General features: G+C 66.7%; 16 protein-coding genes and 1 tRNA gene. 4 read left to right on the forward strand and 13 right to left on the reverse strand.

Annotated elements, in window-relative coordinates; all coding sequences use genetic code 11:
• Positions 1–237: 237 nt before the first annotated feature.
• From PARJ55_RS0103490 to PARJ55_RS0103500, 3 genes are read right to left on the reverse strand one after another with little or no spacing between them, the layout of a single operon-like run.
• Positions 238–2019 carry a histidine kinase dimerization/phosphoacceptor domain -containing protein gene (locus PARJ55_RS0103490; RefSeq protein WP_028711743.1) on the reverse strand — a complete coding sequence of 594 codons (1782 nt, stop codon included), beginning with the start codon at positions 2017–2019 and terminating at the stop codon, positions 238–240.
• Positions 2020–2028: 9 nt separating this feature from the next.
• Positions 2029–2622: an RNA polymerase sigma factor gene (locus PARJ55_RS0103495; RefSeq protein WP_028711744.1), complete on the reverse strand. Its 594-nt coding sequence runs from the start codon at positions 2620–2622 to the stop codon at positions 2029–2031.
• Positions 2623–2627: 5 nt separating this feature from the next.
• On the reverse strand, positions 2628–2774 hold the full coding sequence (locus PARJ55_RS0103500; RefSeq protein ID WP_019352327.1) for a NepR family anti-sigma factor: 147 nt from the start codon (positions 2772–2774) through the stop codon (positions 2628–2630).
• 93 nt (positions 2775–2867) lie between these two features.
• Between PARJ55_RS0103500 and PARJ55_RS0103505 the strand changes: the two genes are divergently transcribed.
• The gene (locus PARJ55_RS0103505; protein WP_028711745.1) at positions 2868–3671 is read left to right on the forward strand and encodes a response regulator; all 804 of its coding nucleotides are present in this window, start codon (positions 2868–2870) and stop codon (positions 3669–3671) included.
• 105 nt (positions 3672–3776) lie between these two features.
• Here PARJ55_RS0103505 and PARJ55_RS0103510 read toward each other — a convergent pair whose 3' ends face one another.
• The 10 genes from PARJ55_RS0103510 to PARJ55_RS0103555 all read right to left on the reverse strand — a co-directional run bounded on the left by PARJ55_RS0103510 (position 3777) and on the right by PARJ55_RS0103555 (position 16118).
• A complete protein-coding gene (locus tag PARJ55_RS0103510) occupies positions 3777–4751 on the reverse strand; it encodes a nitronate monooxygenase family protein (RefSeq protein ID WP_028711746.1) in 975 nt (324 codons plus the stop codon).
• 74 nt (positions 4752–4825) lie between these two features.
• Positions 4826–5881, reverse strand: a complete 1056-nt coding sequence (locus tag PARJ55_RS0103515; RefSeq protein ID WP_028711747.1) for an aldo/keto reductase — start codon at positions 5879–5881, stop codon at positions 4826–4828.
• Positions 5882–5904: 23 nt separating this feature from the next.
• Positions 5905–5997 (reverse strand) — tRNA-Sec (locus PARJ55_RS23835).
• Positions 5998–7929 (reverse strand): selenocysteine-specific translation elongation factor, encoded by a 1932-nt coding sequence (gene selB, locus PARJ55_RS0103520; protein ID WP_028711748.1) that lies wholly within the window; start codon positions 7927–7929, stop codon positions 5998–6000.
• Positions 7930–7948: 19 nt separating this feature from the next.
• A complete protein-coding gene (gene fdhE / locus PARJ55_RS0103525; protein WP_028711749.1) occupies positions 7949–8857 on the reverse strand; it encodes a formate dehydrogenase accessory protein FdhE in 909 nt (302 codons plus the stop codon).
• A gap of 24 nt (positions 8858–8881) precedes the next feature.
• Positions 8882–9568 carry a formate dehydrogenase subunit gamma gene (locus PARJ55_RS0103530; RefSeq protein ID WP_028711750.1) on the reverse strand — a complete coding sequence of 229 codons (687 nt, stop codon included), beginning with the start codon at positions 9566–9568 and terminating at the stop codon, positions 8882–8884.
• Positions 9568–10566, reverse strand: a complete 999-nt coding sequence (fdxH, locus tag PARJ55_RS0103535; protein WP_028711751.1) for a formate dehydrogenase subunit beta — start codon at positions 10564–10566, stop codon at positions 9568–9570. The genes PARJ55_RS0103530 and fdxH overlap by 1 nt, the downstream gene beginning before the upstream one ends.
• On the reverse strand, positions 10563–13646 hold the full coding sequence (gene fdnG / locus PARJ55_RS0103540) for a formate dehydrogenase-N subunit alpha (RefSeq protein ID WP_084637766.1): 3084 nt from the start codon (positions 13644–13646) through the stop codon (positions 10563–10565). Before fdnG ends, fdxH begins: the two co-directional genes overlap by 4 nt.
• A gap of 157 nt (positions 13647–13803) precedes the next feature.
• Positions 13804–14880 (reverse strand): hybrid-cluster NAD(P)-dependent oxidoreductase, encoded by a 1077-nt coding sequence (locus PARJ55_RS0103550; protein WP_051416139.1) that lies wholly within the window; start codon positions 14878–14880, stop codon positions 13804–13806.
• Entirely contained in the window at positions 14880–16118 is a 1239-nt protein-coding gene (locus PARJ55_RS0103555) for an aromatic ring-hydroxylating dioxygenase subunit alpha (RefSeq protein ID WP_028711755.1), read from the reverse strand. Before PARJ55_RS0103555 ends, PARJ55_RS0103550 begins: the two co-directional genes overlap by 1 nt.
• A gap of 594 nt (positions 16119–16712) precedes the next feature.
• Here PARJ55_RS0103555 and PARJ55_RS0103565 point away from each other — a divergent pair.
• The 3 genes from PARJ55_RS0103565 to mnmE all read left to right on the forward strand — a co-directional run bounded on the left by PARJ55_RS0103565 (position 16713) and on the right by mnmE (position 19833).
• Positions 16713–17159: a CopD family protein gene (locus tag PARJ55_RS0103565; protein WP_028711756.1), complete on the forward strand. Its 447-nt coding sequence runs from the start codon at positions 16713–16715 to the stop codon at positions 17157–17159.
• Positions 17160–17285: 126 nt separating this feature from the next.
• Positions 17286–18557: a transcription termination factor Rho gene (gene rho, locus PARJ55_RS0103570; protein ID WP_028711757.1), complete on the forward strand. Its 1272-nt coding sequence runs from the start codon at positions 17286–17288 to the stop codon at positions 18555–18557.
• Positions 18558–18573: 16 nt separating this feature from the next.
• Positions 18574–19833, forward strand: a complete 1260-nt coding sequence (gene mnmE, locus PARJ55_RS0103575) for a tRNA uridine-5-carboxymethylaminomethyl(34) synthesis GTPase MnmE (RefSeq protein WP_028711758.1) — start codon at positions 18574–18576, stop codon at positions 19831–19833.
• Positions 19834–19840: the final 7 nt, after the last annotated feature.

A 19840-nucleotide genomic window follows, 5' to 3' on the forward strand; every position in this document is an offset into this window, starting at 1 on the left:
GTTTCCTTTCCGGGCGCCCAGCCGGCGGACGGGAACCGCGGCGCGTCACCGCGACGCTAGCAGGCGGCAAGGCGGGTGGCAACGGCCGGTGCCGCGCGCCGCATCCGGCCGCCAGAGCGGGCAGGCGGCCGCAGGGGACGATTCCATGCGGAAACCGCGCCCCGAGCCTTGTCGCGGGCCTTGTCGCGGGCGGATCGGGCCGCCGATCCCTCCGCGATCCTTGCGCGATCGCCGCCGCTAGTGGCGCGCGCCCGGCCGCGCGGCCGAGGTCAGCACCACCCGCGGCATCTCGGCATGGTCGCGCTTGGGCAGGTGTTCGACCCGGAACCGCAGCCGCAAGAGGAAGCGGCCGTCGCCGGTCTCCTGCTCGGCCTCGCCTTCCAGCTGGGTGGCGAAGGCCTCGATCAGCTGGCTGCCGAGGCCCGTGCCCTCGGCCAGCGTGCTGGCGCCGATGGAGTTCTCGACCTCCAGCACGGCATGGCCCGGCCCGTCCGCGCGCAGCGACACCCGCACCCAGGGTTCCGCATCCGGGCCGGAAGCGCCGGAATATTTCAGCGCATTGGTAAAGGCCTCGGTGGCCAGCAGCGTCAGCGGAACCGCCTGATCGGGCATCAGCACCAGCGGTTCCAGGCGGGTGTCGATGCGCAGCCCGGCGCCGGGCCCGACCGAGGCGTTGGTCATCTGGTTGATGATGTCGCGGATCAGCCGGTCGGCCTCGACAGAATCCAGATGCTCGGCCTGGTAGAGGTTGCGATAGATCGTCGCCAGCGAGGCCACCCGGTCCTGCACCGAACGCAGCACCCGCCGGGCATCGTCGTGGTCGATCACCCGGATCTGCATGTTGATGATCGAGGCGATCAGCTGCAGGTTGTTCTTGACCCGGTGATGCACCTCTTTCAGCAGCACGGTCTTTTCGTTGACGGCGGCCTCCATCGCCTCTTCGTCGCGGATCAGGATGCGGGCCATGTTGTGGAAGGTCTGGCTCATGTCCTCGATCTCGGCGGGCGCGTCGGCCAGCACCGGCGGCGGGGCCGAGCGGTCGCCGATGGCGAAGCGGCGCATCTGGCCGCGCAACTCGCGGATATGGCGCAGCACCAGCCGGTAGACCGCGAAATAGGCGACCGCCAGCGAGGCGGCCCAGAGGATCAGCGGCAGGATCAACGCCGTGCGCCGGGTGATGTCGATGCCGGTGATGCCGGATTCGGCGCGGTTCCACGACCCAAGCGCATAGACCAGCCCCGGCACCACCGGCACGACGCTGAACACCCGCCGCTCGCCCGAGTTCGAGAGATCGCGGAAAGTGGTCTCGCTGCGCGACAAGAGCGAGGGCAGGGACTTGCCGCGCGGCAGCACCTCGGCGATGTCGCCCGCCCCCTCGCGGTCCGAGGAGATCACCTCGCCCTGGTTGTTGAAGGTCAGGATGCGCGCGCCCTCGGTCCCCAGCCCCGAGACATGGGTCGAGCGCAGCAGGTCATGCGACATCGAGACGGCGATGAAGCCCAGAAGCTCGACCCCGCGATAAAGCGGCTGGATGACCACCACCACCGACTTGCCGGTGACCGGCCCGTCCTCGCTGGTGGTGACCAATGTGCCGGGACTGTCGATGAACTGCTGAAAGGCGGATTCGCCGGTCAGGTCATGGACCCCGCGCACCGAGGAACATTCCGTCATCCCGTCCAGCCGGGTGAAGCCGGCATAGACGAAATTCACCGTGCGCTGCACCAGGCCGCGCATGATGTCGGAACAGGCCTGCGGCCGGTCCATGGTTTCCAGCACCGCCGGACCCAGCGCGTCGGCAGTGCCGAGCGCGCTTTGCAAGAGCGCGCGCTCCCCGGCGGCGGCGGTGGCGGTGCGGCCCAGCAGCGCGATTTCCGAGGAGCGTTCGTATTCGCGCGACAGGTGCAGGGTCTGAATGACCGAGATCAGCCCGATGGGCAGGATCGCCACCGACAGCAGGCCGCCCAGCCGAAAGCCGAGGCCCTTGGTGAATTCCAGCTTGTCCAGCAGGCGCCGCAGCACGACGGCATCTCAGCGCAGGATCGGGGTGTTCTGCGCCATCACCGCCAGAGTGGCACGGTCGGTCATCTCCAGCTCCTCGCCCTCCTCAAGCTGCAGCAGTTCGGCCAGCCGGCGGCGGCCGCGATTGGCGCGCGACTTGACGGTGCCCACGGCCACGCCGGTCATCGCCGCCGCCTCCTCGTAGGAAAAGCCCGAGGCCCCGACCAGGATCAGCGCCTCGCGCTGCTCGTCGGGCAGCTGCTCGAAGGCGGCGCGGAAGTCGTTCAGCGCCAGACGGCCGTCATGCTCGGGGCGGGTGGCCTGCCGGGCGGCATGGACGCCATCGGTATCGCTGACCTCGCGCCGGGTCTTTCGGCGCGCGGAATAGAAGGTGTTGCGCAGGATGGTGAACAGCCAGGCCCGCAGGTTGGTGCCGGGCTGGAACTTGTCGATATGCGTCCAGGCCTTGACGATGGTGTCCTGCACGAGGTCGTCGGCCGAGGCCCCCTCGCGCGTGAGCGACAGCGCGAAGGCGCGCAGCGCCGGCAGGTGCTCGACCAGCTCGTCCCGAGGATCGCCATGGGCCTCGGGGCGGGCGGTTTGCGCCGCTTTGCGATCGGTCATTCAGCTCACTCCTGCTCGCGCAATTTGTCGAGCAATTGCAAGAACCTGTCTGGAATCTGCTGCGTCGCGTCCTGTTCATAGACCCGGCGCAGATTCTCGTCGATCTGCTTTTCTATGGCTGCTCGCCTGCGTTCCTCACGCCTGGTATTCATTTTTTAGTTATTCCCGGTAATCTTGTGCGCACCTTGCCTAACCGTTACCTATCCGATCAGGTTCCGACACACGACGCTTTTTTCGAGGTAGCCATGACCGCAGCGGATCTTGCCCAGTCCATCAGCCGGGAATTGCCCTATCTGCGGCGCTACGCGCGTGCGCTGACCGGCAGCCAGACCGCCGGCGACAATTACGCCGCCGCCACGCTGGAGGCGATCCTGACCGACCGCAGCCTGATGGACGGCGAGGACACCCGAATCGGGCTGTTCCGCACCTTCCATGCGATCTGGCAAAGCTCGGGCCAGCCGGTCGAGCTGGAAACCCAGACCCCGCGCGAGGCCCGCGCCCAGGCGCATCTGCGCGGGCTGACCCCGAATTCCCGCGAGGCGCTGCTGCTGCGCACCATCGAGGAACTGCGCTACGACCAGATCGCGCAGATCATGCAATGTCCGCAGGACGAGGCCGAGGAGCTGGTGCAGATCGCGCTGAACGAGATGGGGCAGTCGCTGACCGGCAAGGTCATGGTGATCGAGGACGAGACCATCATCGCCATGGACCTGAAGGGCATCGTGCAGGCCATGGGCCACGATGTCACCGGCATCGCCCGCACCCATGCCGCCGCCGTCGATCTGGCGCATCAGAAGCGCCCCGACCTGATCCTGGCCGATATCCAGCTGGCCGACGGCTCCTCGGGCATCGATGCGGTGAACGAGCTCTTGCGCGACATGGGCGACATTCCGGTGATCTTCATCACCGCCTTCCCCGAGCGGCTCTTGACCGGGGACCGGCCCGAGCCGGCCTTCCTGATCTCGAAACCCTATTCCGAGGAGCAGGTGCGCTCGGCGGTCAGCCAGGCGATGTTCTTCGCCACCACCGAGGGGCTGGCGGTCAGCTGAGTCCTGGGCGCCGGTTGCGGCGTCGCCGGGGGTATTTGCAGAGCAAAGAAGCCGCGGGCCCTAGGCGCGCGGCTTCTTGAGTATTTGGGAAACGGTGAAGCGCGCTCAGTCGGCGCAGAGGCGGCGGCGGGCGGCGGCATATTCCGTGGCCAGGCGGTCGATCAGTTCGGCGGCCGGGGTCACGGATTTGACCACGCCGATGCCCTGGCCCGAGCCCCAGATCTGGCTCCAGGCCTTGGGTTTGCCGCCCGAGGTGGCCTTGTCGAAATCCATCGCCGTGGCATCGGCCGTCGCGAGGTTTTCCGGGTCGAGCCCGGCGGCGCGGATCGAGGGCGCGAGGTAATTGCCCGAGACGCCGGTGAAGAGCGAGGAGGTGACCACGTCCTCGGCACCGGAATCCACGATCATGCGCTTGTAGTCGGCGGGAGCGTTGGCTTCCTCGGTGGCGATGAAGGGGCTGCCGACATAGGCCAGATCGGCGCCCATGGCCTGCGCCGCCAGCACCGCCCGACCGGTGGCGATGGCGCCGGAGAGCAGCAGCGGGCCGTCGAACCAGGCGCGGATTTCCTGGACCAGGGCAAAGGGCGATTGCGGGCCGGCATGACCGCCGGCCCCCGCCGCGACCGCGATCAGCCCGTCGGCGCCCTTTTCGATCGCCTTGCGGGCGAAGCTGTTGTTGATCACGTCATGCAGGGCGATGCCGCCGCAGTCATGCGCCGCCGCGTTCACCTCGGGCCGGGCGCCCAGGCTGGTGATCCAGATCGGCACCCTGTGCCTGTGGCAGATCTCGATATCGCGCTGCAGCCGGGCGTTCGAGCGGTGCACGATCTGGTTCACCGCGAAGGGCGCCGCGGGATGGTCGGGATTGGCCTGGTTGTGGCGGTCGAGTTCCTCGGCGATGCGGGTCAGCCAGGCGTCGAGCAGCGGCGGCTCGCCATCCTTTTCACGGGCGTTCAGCGCCGGGAAGCTGCCGACGATGCCGGCCTTGCATTGCGCGATCACCAGATCGGGCCCCGAGACGATGAACATCGGCGAGGCGACGACGGGAATGCGCAGGTGGGCAAGGATGGGCGGCAGCATGGTTTCTCCTCCGGTCGGGTCGCGGGCAGATTGCCCGCCCCCGGCGGCGCTGCCAACGGTTCCGTCGCGTCGGCTCAATAGGGCATGGGATGGACGCGGTGCAGCTGGTCGATGCGCCGCAGCGCCTCGTCGGACAGCACCAGGTCCAGGCCGGCAAGCAGGTGGTCGAGCTGCGCCGCATCGGTGGCGCCGATGATCGGGATCGACGGGAACGGCCGCTGCCGGGTGAAGGCGATGGCCATGTGGACCGGGTCCAGCCCCAGCTCGGCCGCCAGCTTCAGCCAGGCCGCGACGGCCTCGATCGCGCGGTCGGTGCGGCGGCCGCCCAGGTTGCCCAGGCCGCCGGTTTCGACATCGACCGCCGCCCGGCTGCCCGGCGGGTTGCCGCCGTCCTGGTATTTGCCGGTCAGGAGCCCCGCCGCCAGCGGCGAATAGGCAAGCAGCGTCACCCCCTCATTCACCGCAAGCTCGGCCAGGTCGGTGTCGTAGGCGCGGTAGAGCAGGGAATATTCATTCTGGATCGCCGCGACGCGGGGCGCGCCCAGCCGCTCGGCCGTGTCGATCCAGCGCGCCGTGCCCCAGGCGGATTCGTTCGACAGGCCGAAGGCGCGGATCTTGCCGGCCCGGTGCAGATCGGCCGCCGCTTCCAGCACATCCGCCATATGCGCCAGCGTCGCGGCACGGTCCTGCTGCGAGGGGTCGTAACGCCAGTTCTGGCGAAAGGCGTAGCTGCCGCGCAGCGGCCAGTGCAGCTGATAGAGGTCGATATGATCGGTCCTGAGCCGCTTCAGCGAGGCGTCGACGGTCCGGCGCAGGATGGCGCCGTCATAGCCCTCGGCCCGGACGGTGCCGCTGGGGCCGGTCACCTTGGTGGCGATCTGCACGCGGTCGCGGCCACCGCGCGCGGCCAGCCAATCGCCGATGATCTCCTCGCTTCGGCCGACGGTCTCGCGCCGGACCGGGTTCACCGGATACATCTCGGCCGTGTCGAAGAAGCCGATCCCGGCGGCCAGCGCCCGGTCCATCTGGGCATGGGCCTCGGCCGCCGGGGTCTGGTTGCCGAAGGTCATCGTGCCCAGGCAGACCCCGCTGACCCGAACCTCGCCGTTGCCGAGCGTCATGCTGTTCATTGCCGTCCTTTCGTCGCATCCGGCGGAAGAGAGTGGGAGTCGAACCCACCCGGGACAGGCTCACTGCCCCAACCGGATTTGAAGTCCGGCCGCCCCACCGGGGACGCTTCTCTTCCCTAGTCCTGACCGTCCGGCCTGTCCGGGGTGAACAGGTCGATCCGATGCGGGTTGATGCGACGAAGATCGCCGCGACGCAAGGTCAGACCGAGCCGGTCGAAGAAGTCAAGGATCTGGATCGCCACCTTGCGGCCGTTCTGCACCCGGTCGCGAAAGGCCGGGGCGGTGAACCAGCCGTCCGGCGCCTGCGCGGACAGCTCGCGGATGATGCCGACCATCTCGATGGTGGTGGCGCGGGCGAAGAAATGGTCATGCGCGATCTGGTCGATGCGGCCCTGCCGGGCGGCCATGCGCATCATGCGGCGCAGTTCGGCCTCGTCCGCACCGAGTTCGTGGGCAAAGTCGCGCACGCGCGGCGGGCGGAAGCGTTCCTCGCCCGAAAGCCGCGGCAGGATGCGGTCCAGCAGCGCCTCGTCCTCGGGCGAGAGGCGCGGCAGGTGGCCGGGCAAGCGGATGAAGGCGCCGTCCAGCGCGATGCGGCCCGCCGCCGCCTCGGCGCGGATGAAGGCGGCGAAATCCGGCTTGGACAGGCGCGGGACGAGCGCGAGCCGCAGCTTTTCCCGGCCCAGCCCCTGAAGATCGGCGTTCTCGGCATGGAAAGCCGCCAGTTCCCCCTGCATCCGTTCGCGCAGCGCCTTGAGCCGGGCGGGGGCGAGCGCCTGCCGCGTGCCGGGAACGATGGCGATGCCAGAGGCGGCGGCGGCGCGCTCCAGCCCGGCGGGCGACAGGGCGCGGTCGCGGGCGAAGGCGTCGAGGTCGATCAGCGCCAGCCCGGCCAGCGCCGACAGCGCCTCGGCCGGGTCGGGCAGGGCCATGGCGCGCAGCGCGGCCAGCCGCTCGGGCCGGGCGCGGTGGCGGGCGGGGGCGCGCAGGTCGATCAGCCGCCCGCCGCCGATGGTGCGCCGGGCCGAGACGTCGCGCAGGATGAAGCGTTCGCCCAGCGTCGCGGCCAACGGGCGGTCGAGGACGAGCTGCGCCAGCCCTTCGCCGCCCGGCGCCAGCGGCCCCTCCAGCGGCACGATGCGGGCGCCGGTCTCGGCCGCGCCCAGATGCAGGCGGGCGGGGAACCATGTCGCCAGCGGCCTGGGCTCGCCGTCCAGCACGCGCAGGATCACGTCGATGCGCTGGGTGGGCGCGTGCAGCGCCGGGTCCAGCGCCACGTCGCCGCGATGGATCGCCTCGCGCGTCACCCCTTCGCCGGCGAGGTTCAGCGCGCAACGCTGGCCGGCAAGGCCGGTTTCGGCCTTGCGGTTCTGGGCGTGGATGCCCCGCACGCGGGCCGGCAGGCCGGAGGGGCTGAGGACGATCTGGTCGCCCGCCGCGACCCGGCCCGACAGCACGGTGCCGGTGACCACGGTGCCCGTCCCGGCCAGGGTGAAGCTGCGGTCGATGGCCAGGCGGAACCGCGCCTCGGTGGCGCGGGCGGCGGTCTGCGCCTCGGCCTGCACCAGCGCGGCGCGCAGGGCGTCGATGCCCGCGCCGGTCAGGGACGAGACCGGAAAGACCGGCGCGCCGGCAAGGCCGGTCGGGGCCAGCAGCTCCGCGATCCGGGCGGAAAGCCGGGCGATGCGTTCGGGCGGGGCCAGGTCGGATTTGGTCAGCGCGACCATGCCGCGGTTGATGCCCAGAAGGTCGAGGATCGCCAGATGCTCGCGCGTCTGCGGCATGATGCCGTCATCGGCGGCGACGACCAGCAGCGCCAGGTCGATGCCGCCGGCCCCGGCCAGCATGGTATGGACGAATTTCTCGTGCCCCGGCACATCGACGAAACCGGTCACGGCGCCGCCGCCCAGATCGGCATAGGCGAAGCCCAGTTCGATGGTGATGCCGCGGGCCTTTTCCTCGGCCAGCCGGTCGGTCTCGATCCCGGTCAGGGCCCGGACCAGCGCCGTCTTGCCATGGTCGATATGCCCCGCCGTGCCGACGATCATCGCCCGCGCCGCGCCGCCGTCAATAGCCGGTCAGGAAGGGGTCGAAGCCGCCCCGCTTCCATTCGGTGTCCCGCATCATCAGGTCGAGGCCCAGGCTGGCGACGTCGTCGGCGATGGGTTCCAGCGAGGGATTGCGATTCTGATACAGGATCTTGACCCAGCTGCCGCATTCGCGGCAGACCTCGGCCTTGACCGTGGCCTCGCCGGTCTCGACCGAGCGATAGGAGATGCCCTTGGTCGAGCCGCAGCAGAGGCATTTCACCCGCACCTCGTTCCACAGCGTCTGGCAGGTGGCGCAGGCGCAATAGCGCGCCCCTTCGGCTCCAAGGCTTTCGGTGACGAGGCTGGTGGCCGGGCGGCCGCCGCAGGCCGGGCAGGTGCCGGTGCGGATCGGCACCAGTTTTTCGGCGTCCAGCGCAGCCGCCTGCATCGCGGCATGGACCTGCAGGGCGGCGGCGGCGAACAGATGCGGGGCGACGCTGTCCTCGGGGATGATGTCGGTCAGCACATTGCCCATCACCCAGTCCAGATCCGCGGGCTCGGCCGCCTGCAGGGCCCCCAGCGCCAGCCGCGCCGGCTCGGGCATCTCAAGCGAGGCGAGCCGCTCCAGCAGCAGCGGCAGCGCCTGCGCCAGCCCGTCGCGCATGACGTTGCGGTCCAAGGGCGACATGCGGCTGGCGCGAGCCAGTTCGATCCGCTCGGGCGGCTGCGCCTCGGGGCGGGGCAGGTCGCCGACCAGACCGGCCTGCGCCCGGCAGATCCCGGCCAGAAACCGCAGGTAGGGGGCAAGGTTCGGGCTGTGCCCGGCCAGGAAATCGAACCGCTCGGCGCGGGTCGAGAACAGCGCCGCGGGCTCGGGCAGGCGCGCCAGGGGGACCTTGGCGACGCCGCCGATCATCGCGGGATCGGGATTCAGGGCGGTGGACATGGCTTCCTTTCGGGTCGCTTTGGCCTACTCTGCCGGGCCGCCTCCCTCGCGTCCAGCCAGTTCGCGCAGCCATTTGCGATGGTGCCGCCAGGCCCAGCCGCCGGTCACCGTGCCGCGCGTCATGGCGCGGATGGTGCCGCGGGTCCAGATCGCCGCATAGACATGCAGGATGAAGGTCAGGATGATCGCCACCGCCGCCAGCGCATGGATCAGCACCGCCCAGCGCCGCACCGCGATCGAGACCAGATCGGGGAAATATTGCTGCCAGATCATCACGCCCGAGACGATCAGCACCACGATCAGCACCGACATGGCCCAGAAGACGAATTTCTGCCCGGCATTGTATTTGCCCAGCTCGGGCAGCTTTTCCTCTTCGCCGCGGACGACCTCGCCGATATGGCTGACCCAGGTGCGGTCCTCGGGGCGGGGCAGGTTCAGCCGCCACATCTGCAGGAACAGCAGCAGGAAGCTGAAGAACAGCAGCACGCCCACGAAGGGATGCAGCCAGCGCGTCATCTGCCCGCCGCCGAACAGCCCGGTCAGGAAGTAGAGCGCCGGGTGAAACAGCGCCAGCCCCGAAAGCAGCAGCACGATCAGGCTGGCCGCCGTCACCCAATGGTTCAACCGCGTGATGCCGCGATAGCGGCTGACCGTGACCGGATGGCGGCTTTCGATATGGTCGCCCGGGGCCGAGAACATGCGTTTCGGCATCACAGCACCTCCCTTCCCGGCGGGACCGGGGGCTCGCGGCCCTCGACCAGTTCCTCGGCATGGCTCTCATCCTCGGCCGAGACCTTGTTAGCGCGCGTCATCAGCCCGTGCAGGACCGAACCGATGGCCGCGGCGCCGATGGCGGCCAGGCCCAGCGTCTTGGTCACGCCCTTCCAGCCCTCGACCACCGGCGAGATGCGCGGCTGTTCCGGCAGGTCGGAATAAAGCGAGGGCTGGTCGGCATGATGCAGCACATAGAAGACATGCGTGCCGCCCACGCCCTGCGGATCGTAGATGCCGGCATTGTCGTAGCCGCGCGACTTCAGATCCTCGACCCGCGCCTCGGCATGGGCCAGCATGTCCTCCTTGGTGCCGAAGACGATGGCCTGGGTGGGGCAGGCCTTGGCGCAGGCCGGGCCCTGGCCCACCGCCACGCGGTCCGAGCACAGCGTGCATTTGTAGCTGACATGGGTTTTCTGGCTGATGCGCGGGATGTCGAAGGGACAGCCGGTCACGCAATAGCCGCAACCGATGCAGTTCTCGTGGATGAAATCCACGATGCCGTTCGAATATTGCACGATGGCGCCGGGGGCCGGGCAGGCCTTGAGGCAGCCCGGATCGGCGCAATGCATGCAGCCGTCCTTGCGGATCAGCCATTCGAAATCCCCGGTCTGCGGATTCTCGTATTCCGAGAACCGCATCAGGGTGAACATGTCGGGCGTCAGGTCGTGCGGATTTTCGTAAAGGCCGACGTTTTCCTCGATCTCGGGATAGGTGTCGTTCCATTCGGCGCAGGCCGATTGGCAGGCCTTGCAGCCGATGCATTTCGACACGTCGATCAGCTTGGCCACCGGCGTCAATTCGCGCGTCGGCGGCGGCAGGTCGGGCATGGCCGAGGCGCGGACGACGTCGCCCGGCCCCAGATTGGCCTGCATCGGCTGCACCGGCGGATTCGAGACCGCCGTGCGCGGGCTGTCGAGGTTCGGGTCCGTCGTCATGACACGGCCTCCCCTGTCGCGGGTTCGATATTGACCAGGAACGCCTTGAATTCAGGCGTTTCCACATTGGCGTCGCCGACAAAAGGCGTCAGGCTGTTCGGCCCGAACCCCTTGCGCGCCGCGCCCATGAAGCCCCAGTGCAGCGGGATGCCGATGACATGGACCAGCCTGTCGCCGCATTGCATCGGCTTCAGCCGCCCCGTTACCAGAGCCTTGGCCTTGACCTCGCCCCGCTTGGACCAGACCCGCACCCAGCCGCCCTGCCGGATGCCCTTTTCGGCGGCCAGCTCGCGGCTGATCTCGACGAAGAATTCCGGCTGCAGGGCCGCGTTGATGCGGTTGTGCTTGGTCCAGTAGTGGAAATGCTCGGTCAGGCGATAGGAGGTCGCCGCGATCGGGAATTCCTCGCTGGTGGCGAACTGCTCGGCATCGCTGGCAAAGACCCGCGCCACCGGATTGCCGCGCATCTGCGGGTTGAACACGTTGGCCAGGGGCGACTCGAACGGCTCCATATGCGTCGGGAAGGGGCCGTCGCGCATCATGCCGCGGCTGAACAGACGCGAGACGCCTTCCTGGTTCATGATGAAGGGGCCGACCTCTTCCGGCCTGGCGGTCGGCGCGATGTCGGGCACGTCATAGCCGGTCCATTTCTCGCCGTCCCATTCCAGAAGCTTGCGCGAGGGGTCCCAGGGCCGGCCCTGCAGATCGGCAGAGGCGCGGTTGTAAAGGATCCGCCGGTTCAGCGGCCAGGAGAAGGTCCAGTTCGGATAGGCACCGGTCTCGTCCGGGTCGGCATTGTCCCGCCGGGCCATGTTGTTGCCGTCCTCGTTCCAGCAGCCGGAATAGATCCAGCAGGCGCCCATGGTCGAGCCGTCGTCGCGATACTGGCTGAAGTTCAGCAACTGCTTGCCCTTGGCGGTCAGCAGTTTCGTCGGGTCGGCGGGGTCGTAGACATCCTCCAGCGCCCGGCCGTTCATTTCCTTGGCCAGTTCCTCGGGCGAGGGCTCGTCGGGGTCGGCATAGTCCCAGGTCAGGTTCAGGATCGGGTCGGGGAAGACGCCGCCCTCTTCCTGATAGAGCTTCTTCACCCGCAGGAAGATCTGCGCCATGATCCAGGTGTCATGCCTGGCCTGGCCGGGCGGCGTCGCCGCAGACCAGTGCCATTGCAGCCAGCGCCCGGAATTGACCAGCGCGCCGTCATCCTCGGCAAAGCAGGACGAGGGCAGCTCCAGCACCTCGGTCTGGATCGAGGCGGTATCCACGTCGTTATGTTCGCCGTGGTTTTCCCAGAAATGCGCCGTCTCGGTCTCCAGCGGGTCCATCACAACCAGAAGCTTCAGCCTGGACAGGGCCGAGGTCACCTTGGCGCGGTTGGGGAAGGCCAGCAGCGGGTTGAAGCCCTGGCAGAAATACAGGTTCACCTGGCCGACATCCATCAGCTCGAACATGCGCAGGATGTCATAGGTCGGCACGTCCAGCTTGGGCAGGTAGTGATAGGCCCAGTCGTTCTCGGCCGTGGCGGTGTCGCCCCACATCGCCTTCATGAAGCTGACCATGAACTTGGGATAGTTCTGCCAATAGCTGGTCTGGCCCGGCCGCAGCGGCTTGAAGCTGCGGCTGGACATGTAGGTCTGCCAGTCCGGCTCCTTCTCGGTCGGGATGTTCAGATAGCCGGGGATCAGGTTCGACATCAGCCCGATATCGGTCAGCCCCTGGATGTTCGAATGGCCGCGCAGCGCGTTCATCCCGCCGCCCCGGACGCCGATATTGCCCAGGATCAGCTGCAGCATGGCCATGCCGCGGATGTTCTGCGCACCCTTGGCGTGCTGGGTCCAGCCAAGCGCATACATCGAGGTCATGGTCTTGTCGGGCGCCGAACATTCGCCGATCATCTCGGCGATCTTCAGGAAGCGGTCCCGGGGCGTGCCGCAGACCTCCTCGACCAGCTCGGGCGTATAGCGCGAGACATGTTCCCTGAGCAGGTTCCAGACGCAGCGCGGATGCTCCAGCGTCATGTCCACGGCGGCAAAGCCGTCCTCGCCGATCACATAGTCCCAGCTCGACTTGTCATAATCGCGCTTTTCGGGGTCGTAGCCGGTGAACAGCCCGTCGCTCCAGCCGTATTCGTCCTTCACGATCAGGGGGGCGTTGGTGAAGTGGCGGACATAGTCCCATTGCACCTTGTCATTCTGGATCATCCAGTTGATCAGGCCCATCAGGAAGGCAATGTCCGAGCCGGGCCGGATCGGCGCATAATAGTCGGCCACCGAAGCCGTGCGGGTGAAGCGCGGGTCCACCACGATCAGCTTGGCGCCGCGGGCGGCCTTGGCCTCGGTCACCCATTTGAAGCCGCAGGGATGGGCTTCGGCGGCATTGCCGCCCATGACGACCACGAGGTCGGTATTCTTGATGTCGGTCCAGGAGTTGGTCATCGCTCCACGGCCAAATGTCGGGCCCAAACTGGACACCGTGGGGCCGTGTCAGACGCGCGCCTGGTTGTCGAATCCGACGATCCCCATGGACCTGACCACCTTGTAGGTCAGCCATGCGGTTTCATTGGTGGTGGCCGAGGCAGCCAGGAAACCGGTGGTGGTCCAGCGGTTGACCGGCACGCCGTCGTCGTTGGTCAGCACCATGTTGGCGTCGCGGTCGTCCTTGAGCGCGCGGGCGATCTTGTCCAGCGCCTCTTCCCAGGAGATCTCCTCGAAGCTGGCCGCACCGGGCCGGCGGATGCGCGGCGTGGTCAGGCGCGTCTCGGCATTGACGAAATCCTTGAGCGCCGCGCCTTTCGGGCAAAGCGTGCCGCGGTTCGTCGGATGGTCGGCATCGCCTTCGATATGCATCACCTTGGCCTCTTCGCCGGCCTTCAGGTCGCCGTTCGAATAGATGATGATGCCGCAGGCCACCGAGCAATAGGGACAGGTGTTGCGCGTCTCGGTCGTCGAGGCCAGCTTGAAGGCACGCACATGCGCCTGTTCCGCCGCCTCCGCCCCGCCGAAGCCCATGGCCCCGAGCGATGTCGCCGCGACACCCGCGCCCGCCAGTTTCAGGAAACCGCGCCGCGAGAGGTCGATGTTCATCGTGCCCTCCTTTGCCTGTCATATCGATAGGTACGCGGTCAGGATTGCGCGGTATGGTAGCTCTGTCAAGCTTGGCACGAAAAAGGGGCGGACCCTTCCGGCCCGCCCCTTTTCCCAGAAAAACCCAGGGTCTTTGCCAAGCTGCGCCCCTGGCCCGTCAGACCTCGACCGAGACGGCGCCGATGGGATGCGAGCAGCAGGCCAGGATATAGCCTTCCTCGATATCCTCGTCGGTGATGCCGCCGTTATGGACCATATGCACCTCGCCGGCGGTCTTCCTGACCTTGCAGGTGCCGCACAGGCCGAAGGTGCAGCCCGAGGGGATGTTCAGCCCGTTGGCCTTGGCCACCACCAGCACCGTGTCGGTCTCGTTGCATTTCGCCACCACGCCCGAGCTTTCGAAGGTGATCTGGGCGGCGCTGTCCTCGTCCGGGACGACGTCGTCCAGCACCGGGGCCTCGGATTCGTTGCGGATCGGGGCGCCGAAGCTTTCCTGGTGGTAATGGTCCATGTCGAAGCCGAGCGCGATCAGCATGTCGCGCACCGCCTGCATGAAGGGCTCGGGCCCGCAGCAGAACACCTCGCGCTCCAGGTAGTCCGGGGCCATCAGGCCCAGCATGATCTGGTTCAGCCGGCCGCGATAGCCGTGCCAGGTGCGGAACGGGTCGGAATCCTCGACCGTGAAGCGCAGCTGCAGGCCCGGCACCCGGTCGGCCATGCCCTCCAGCCGCTGGCGGAAGATGATCTCGCTGGGGCTGCGGGCGGCATGGACGAAGACGATGTCCGGCATCTCGCCCGAATCCCAGGCCCAGGTGGTCATGGACATCACGGGGGTGATGCCCGAACCGGCCGAGATGAACAGGTATTTCGCCGCCTCGTGCCGCACGAAGGAGAAGATGCCCGCCGGCCCGAAAGCCTTGAGCCGCATCCCCGGCCGCAGGTGGTCGATCATCCAGCGCCCGCCGACGCTGCCCGGCTGCGCCTTGACCGTGACCGAGATGGACAGCGGCCGCGACGGGCTGGAGCTGATCGTATAGGTGCGCTGCACGTTGCCGCCCGGCACCGGCAGGTCCAGGGTGACGAACTGGCCGGGCTGATAGTCGAACCAGGCGCCAGAGGGGGCGCGGAAGGTGAAGGTGGCGGTGTCCGAGGTCTCGGGCACCACCATCACGCATTCCAGCGGCTCGTCGTCCTTCCACGGCTTGTCGCCGAATGCCTTGACCAGGACCGCCATTATTCCGCAGCCATCGCCGGGGTCGGGGACAGGCGATCCAGCATCTGGCGCACATACCAGTCGACGAAATGGATCACGCCCTCTTCCTGGTTGGGCGAATAGGGGCCGGGCTCATAGGCGGGGGACAGGATGCCCTTCTGGTTCTCCTCGACCACGCGGCGGTCCTCGTCATTGGTGGCCAGCCAGACCTCGGTCAGCTTCTGCAGGTCGTAGTCCACGCCCTCGACCGCATCCTTGTGGACCAGCCATTTCGACGTCACCTCGGTCTCGGTGGGCGAGATCGGCAGCAGGCGGAAGACGATGGCGTGGTCGGGCAGGAAGTGGTTCCAGCTGGACGGGAAGTGATAGAACATCAGGCTGCCGGCATCGTTCCACGGGATCGTGCCCATGCGCCGGTTCACCGCCGCCTTGGTGGACATGGTGAAGCTTTCGGCATTGTTCAGCAGCGGCACCCGGGCGAAGCGCCATTGCATCCCCGGCTCGTTCACGAAACGCGCCGGCAGGCCGGCCTTGTCGCAGCGGTCCCAATGCGACAGGATCTCGGGCGAGGCGGCGTTGGGCCCCTCCATCACCGTCATCAGCGGGTTGTCGGAATAGGTCCGGCAGAGCGAGGGATGGCTGCCGCCGCAATGGTAGCATTCGCGGTTGTTTTCGATCACCAGCTTCCAGTTGCCCTTCTCGACGATGGTCGAGGTGAAGGCGACCTTGGCGTTCGACAGGTCGCTGGCGCCGACGTAATCGCGCAGATAGCTGCCGAGGCGTTCGAAATCCGGCGGGTTGTCGGCCAGGCAGATGAAGACCATGCCGCCCTCGGTCCGGCAATGCACCGGCTTCAGGCTGTATTTCGAGGCATCGAAATCCGGCCCCATGTCGCGGGCGAACAGCAGCTTGCCATCCAGGTCGTAGGTCCACTGGTGATAGGGGCAGACCAGCTTGGGCGAGGAGCCGTTCTGCTTGGGGCAGAGCCGCTGGCCGCGATGGCGGCAGACGTTGTGGAAGGCGCGGATCTGGCCGTCGGCGCCGCGCACGATCACCACCGGATATTCGCCGATCTGCAGCGTGGCGTGGTTGCCGGTCTTGGGGATGTCGCAGGAGGGAATGGCAAACAGCCATTCGCGATACCAGAGATTCTCCAGATCGGCGTGAAAGACGCCCTCGTCGCAGTAGAGGTCGCGGCTGAGCGAGAAGTTCTTCCGCCGGTCGGCGAACTGGTTCAGGATTTCGACTGTGTTCAGCATGGCTGGATTCCGCTGGCTAAGGGACGTGCTGTCCCCAGGAATGCACCCGTTTTCCGACTCGCAATTCTTCAAATGCGACGCTCGGATGACGGAAACGGACATCGGCCGGTTTCGCAGCCCCTCCGGGACGAAGCGGCTCCGTCGCGTAGGGGCCTTCTGGACGGCTACGGGGCCGGCCCGGCCGGCGCCGACCGGACAGGGCGGGCATAACCTTGTGGATAAGCGCGGGCGACTCGGGGGGCATGGGCTGTGGAGAGCAGGGCCCCTTTCTCATCGCCGTGGATCACCCTGTCGGACGGGATGCGAACAAAGCCGGTTTCTCCACATGTTCAAAATCTGTCAGGAATTGCCCCCAAGCTGTGGAAAAGAAAAATTTTCACAAACTTATCCACAGGGTGCATCCGGTTACTGTGCTGTTTTAACGCCTGTTTTTCGTTAACGGATGGTTAACGCGGTTTTTTTCCCCAGCAAGCCGAAGGTGGGGAAATCCGGCGTGGAACAGGGATTTCCCGTCATCCACAGGCCCAACCACAACATCATCCTTTCTTTCTTTTCATTCTTTTTTGATAGAGGAGAGGTCGCTGGAGGTGCCTCATGACCGATTTCCTGGCTCTTGCTTACCCGTGGATCAAAGCCCTGCATGTGATGGCGGTGATCTCGTGGATGGCCGGGCTGTTCTATCTGCCGCGGCTTTTCGTCTATCATGCCGAGCGCGGGCATACGGGCCAGGAACCGGCGCAATCCTTCCGGATCATGGAGGACAAGCTGCTGCGCATGATCATGCGGCCGGCGATGATCGTCACCTGGATCGCCGGGCTGGCGCTGGTGCTGACGCCGGGCATCGTGGACTGGACGATGATCTGGCCGTGGAGCAAGGCGGCGGGCGTCCTGGCGATGACCTGGTTCCACCTCTGGCTGGCCGGCCAGCGCAAGGCGCTGCTGCGCGGGCAGGGGCTGAGCGGGCGGCGCTATCGGATGATGAACGAATTGCCGACGCTGTCCATGGTGGTGATCGTGCTTTCGGTGATCGTGAAATTCTAGGAAGAATTGACTCTCGCCCGGATTCTGCCTATGTGACGCGCATCCGCCGTCCGGCGGGAATTTTCCAGACACAGTTTCCAATGCGCGCCGATCCTGCGTCGGGCAGCGCGCGCCCATAGGCTAGACATGACCGAAGAACGCCTCAACCTGTCCGATCTCAAGGCCAAGAGCCCGGCCGACCTGCTGTCCATGGCCGAGGAATGGGAGATCGAGAACGCCTCGACCATGCGCAAGGGCGAGATGATGTTCTCGATCCTGAAAGAGCATGCCGAGGAAGGCTTCGAGATTGGCGGCGACGGCGTCCTTGAGGTGGTGCAGGACGGTTTCGGCTTCCTGCGCTCGACCGAGGCGAACTATCTGCCCGGCCCCGACGACATCTATGTCAGCCCCGACATGATCCGCCAGCATTCGCTGCGCACCGGCGACACGGTCGAGGGGGTGATCCGCGCCCCGGGTGAGAACGAGCGCTATTTTGCCCTGACCAAGGTCGAGCGGATCAATTTCGAGCATCCGGAAAAGGCCCGCCACAAGGTCGCCTTCGACAACCTGACGCCGCTTTATCCGAACGAGCGGCTGAAGATGGAGATCGAGGACCCGACCATCAAGGACCGTTCGGCCCGGATCATCGACTTGGTTGCGCCGATCGGCAAAGGCCAGCGTTCGCTGATCGTGGCGCCGCCGCGCACCGGCAAGACCGTGCTGCTGCAGAACATTGCCCATTCGATCGAGAAGAATCATCCGGAATGCTACCTGATCGTGCTGCTGATCGACGAGCGGCCGGAAGAGGTCACCGACATGCAGCGCTCGGTCAAGGGTGAGGTGATCTCCTCGACCTTCGACGAGCCGGCGAGCCGGCACGTCGCGGTTTCGGAAATGGTCATCGAAAAGGCCAAGCGTCTGGTCGAGCATAAGCGAGATGTTGTGATCCTTCTGGATTCCATCACAAGACTTGGTAGAGCCTTCAACACCGTGGTGCCGAGCTCGGGCAAGGTCCTGACCGGCGGCGTCGATGCGAATGCGCTGCAGCGGCCGAAGCGGTTCTTCGGCGCGGCGCGGAACATCGAGGAGGGCGGCTCGCTGACCATCATCGCCACGGCGCTGATCGACACCGGCTCGCGCATGGACGAGGTGATTTTCGAGGAGTTCAAGGGCACCGGCAACAGCGAGATCGTGCTGGACCGCAAAGTTGCGGACAAGCGCGTCTTCCCGGCGATGGACATCCTGAAGTCCGGCACCCGCAAGGAAGAGTTGCTGGTCGATGCCAAGGACCTGCAGAAGACCTATCTGCTGCGGCGCATCCTGAACCCGATGGGCACCACGGATGCGATCGAGTTCCTGATCTCGAAGCTGAAGCAGACCAAGACCAACAGCGAATTCTTCGACTCGATGAACGCTTGACGGCGCGGAGGATGCGGTGGATACGATCTTTGCCGAGGCGACGCCGCCCGGGCGAGGGGGCGTTACCGTTGTCCGCCTGAGCGGACCGAAGGCGCGTGCCGCGCTGGAATCGCTGGCCGGGCCGGTTCCGGCGCCCAGGGTTGCCGCCTTGCGGGCGCTGCGGGAGGGCGAGGATCTGATCGACCGCGCCCTGGTCCTGTGGTTCGAGGAGGGTCGCAGCTTTACCGGGGAGGAAGTGGCCGAACTGCATCTGCATGGTGCGCCGGTCATTGCCAACCGGCTGGCGCAGGCGCTTCTGAACCAGGGATTGCGGCGGGCGGAAGCGGGCGAATTCACCCGGCGGGCCTTTCTGAATGGGCGCATCGACCTGGCCGAGGCCGAGGGACTGGCCGATCTGCTTTCCGCCGAGACGGAGGCGCAGCGCAAGCTGGCCATGCGCGGGACGGAAGGCGAACTGGCCCGAAAGGCCGAGGCGTTGCGGGCGGGTCTGATCCGCGCCGGTGCACTGATCGAAGCCAGCATCGATTTCGCCGATGAGGAGGTTCCCGAGGAAGTCCCCGCCGAGGCCTTTGCGCTGATCGGGGCGATCCGGGACGATATCCGGCAGATGCTGGCCAGCTATCCAGCCACCGAGCGGTTGCGGCAGGGTTACGAGGTGGCGATCATCGGTCCGCCGAACGCCGGAAAATCCACTCTGCTGAACCGGATCGGGCAGCGCGACATCGCTTTGGTCTCCGAGATTGCCGGGACGACCCGGGACATCCTCGAACTCCGTGCCGATCTTCGCGGTCTGCCGGTCACTTTCCTGGATACCGCAGGTCTGCGTGAAAGCGACGATCCGGTGGAGGCGATGGGGGTGGCGCGGGCGTTGAAGCGGGCCGCCGAAGCGGATATGCGGATCCATCTTTCTGTCGATGGCATTGCAACCGACGCGGTGAAGGAAGACGATATCGTGCTCCGCTCCAAGGCGGATCTCGGGCAGGGTCAGGGTCTGGCGATCTCGGCTCGGACCGGAGAGGGGGTCGCAGAGCTTCTGGATATGGTCTATGATCGCCTGCGGATCAGGGCTGCCGATTCCGGCCTTGTGAGCCATAAGCGGCAGGCCGAAGCCTTGCAAAGAGCATGGCTGGCGCTGGATGTCGACAGGAATGACGCACCGGAATTCCTTGCGGAAGCACTGCGCCAGGCGATTCAAGGATTGGCCATGATGGTGGGCCGGGTCGGGGCCGAGGATTATCTGGACGAGATCTTCAGCTCGTTCTGTATTGGAAAGTAGGGTTTCA

It is taken from the genome of Paracoccus sp. J55 (genome assembly GCF_000513975.1).
In the GTDB taxonomy this organism is placed as follows: domain Bacteria; phylum Pseudomonadota; class Alphaproteobacteria; order Rhodobacterales; family Rhodobacteraceae; genus Paracoccus.